The sequence below is a fragment of the Vibrio sp. Hep-1b-8 genome (assembly GCF_006124995.1).
Classification (GTDB): domain Bacteria; phylum Pseudomonadota; class Gammaproteobacteria; order Enterobacterales; family Vibrionaceae; genus Vibrio.
The window spans coordinates 1-740 of record NZ_QEWN01000082.1; the positions used below are offsets into that span (position 1 = coordinate 1).

Annotated in this window: 3 tRNA genes and 1 rRNA gene; all 4 read left to right on the forward strand. The window is 44.3% G+C overall.

Annotated features, from left to right (window positions below):
- Positions 1-15: 15 nt before the first annotated feature.
- Positions 16-91, forward strand: a tRNA-Lys gene (locus DA100_RS08425).
- A 14-nt stretch (positions 92-105) separates the two neighbouring features.
- Positions 106-181, forward strand: a tRNA-Ala gene (locus DA100_RS08430).
- Positions 182-194: 13 nt separating this feature from the next.
- Positions 195-270, forward strand: a tRNA-Val gene (locus DA100_RS08435).
- Positions 271-572: 302 nt separating this feature from the next.
- Positions 573-740 (forward strand): 23S ribosomal RNA (locus DA100_RS08440); the annotation flags it as partial.

Here is a 740-nt window from a genome sequence, read left to right on the forward strand (position 1 = left end):
CTACGGGATACCATTGGGTCGTTAGCTCAGTTGGTAGAGCAGTTGACTTTTAATCAATTGGTCGCAGGTTCGAATCCTGCACGACCCACCATTTTCTCAAGATATGGGGCTATAGCTCAGCTGGGAGAGCGCCTGCCTTGCACGCAGGAGGTCAGCAGTTCGATCCTGCTTAGCTCCACCATTCTTGATTCGATGGGCGATTAGCTCAGTTGGGAGAGCACCTGCCTTACAAGCAGGGGGTCACTGGTTCGAGCCCGGTATCGCCCACCATCTTTAAGCATACTTGCTTGAGTGTTCTTAAAAATGGTTTCGAAAGAAACTTGCTCTTTAACAATTTGGAAAGCTGACGAATAACAACAATCCCCATATCTTTGATATGCGTTGTTATTCAAATTAAAAGTTCTCAAATCCTAACTTTCTCTAATAAAGAGAAATTTAGGTACCAACACACATTCAAGTGTTCTTGGAAACATCCTTGTGATGTTTATATTTGAGTCCGGCAAAATCGTGTCTGCACATGTATAAAAATGCAGACAACTTTGGTGACTAACAAAGACCCTTTGGGGTTGTATGGTTAAGTGACTAAGCGTACACGGTGGATGCCTTGGCAGTCAGAGGCGATGAAGGACGTATTAACTTGCGATAAGCCCAGATTAGGTAGTAAAAACCTGTGAGTCTGGGATTTCCGAATGGGGAAACCCACTTACATAAGTAAGTATCGCTGCGTGAATACATAGCGC